Consider the following 796-nt stretch of genomic DNA (forward strand, 5'->3'; position numbering starts at 1 on the left):
CGCTGGAACACGAACCAGCACCGTGTGATTACCAGACAAGTCTGGTGCATTCGTGCCGTCGTACTTCACATAGCTTCCGCCATCAACTTGATACTCCATCGTTGTATCCAGACCCACGATAATGTTAGCCGCATCATCAGCAGTTACGTTCGGTGCCGCCGGTGCTGGAGGATTCGTCGAAAATGTCAGCGTCGTAGCTGCGCCCGCTGGCGTTCCTGTCGCAACATCGGCTGGGACCCGAACCAGCACGGTGTGATTACCAGACAGGTCTGGTACATTCGTGCCGTCGTACTTCACATAGCTGCCGCCATCGATCTGATACTCCATCGTCGTATCCAGACCCACGATAATGTTAGCTGCATCATCGGCAGTTACGTTCGGTGCCGAAGGAGCTGGCGGATTCATCGTGAACGTCAGCGTTGTAGCTGCGCGTGCTGGTGTACCTGTCCCAGCATCCGCTGGTATCCGCACCAGCACCGTATGATTACCAGACAAGTCTGGCGCATTCGTGCCGTCATACTTCACATATCTTCCGCCGTCGACCTGATACTCCATCGTTGTATTCAGACCCACGATAATGTTAGCTGCATCATCAGCCGTTACGTTCGGCGCTGCCGGAGCTGGCGGGTTCGTCGTGAACGTTAGCGTCGTCGCTGCGCCCGCTGGCGTTCCCGTTGCAGAATCCGCTGGTACCCGAACCAGCACCGTGTGGTTACCAGACAAGTCTGGTGCATTCGTGCCGTCGTACTTCACATAGCTACCGCCGTCAACCTGATACTCCATCGTCGTATCTAGA

At 55.8% G+C, this 796-nt stretch carries 1 protein-coding gene; it reads right to left on the minus strand.

From position 1 onward, the window contains the following. Positions 1-796, minus strand: a 796-nt coding sequence (locus tag PKO01S_RS28535; RefSeq protein WP_218031512.1) for a DUF4073 domain-containing protein, incomplete at both ends; no start/stop codon positions are given.

Origin of the sequence: Paenibacillus kobensis NBRC 15729 (genome assembly GCF_004000825.1) — a bacterium.
GTDB lineage: Bacteria > Bacillota > Bacilli > Paenibacillales > Paenibacillaceae > Paenibacillus_T > Paenibacillus_T kobensis.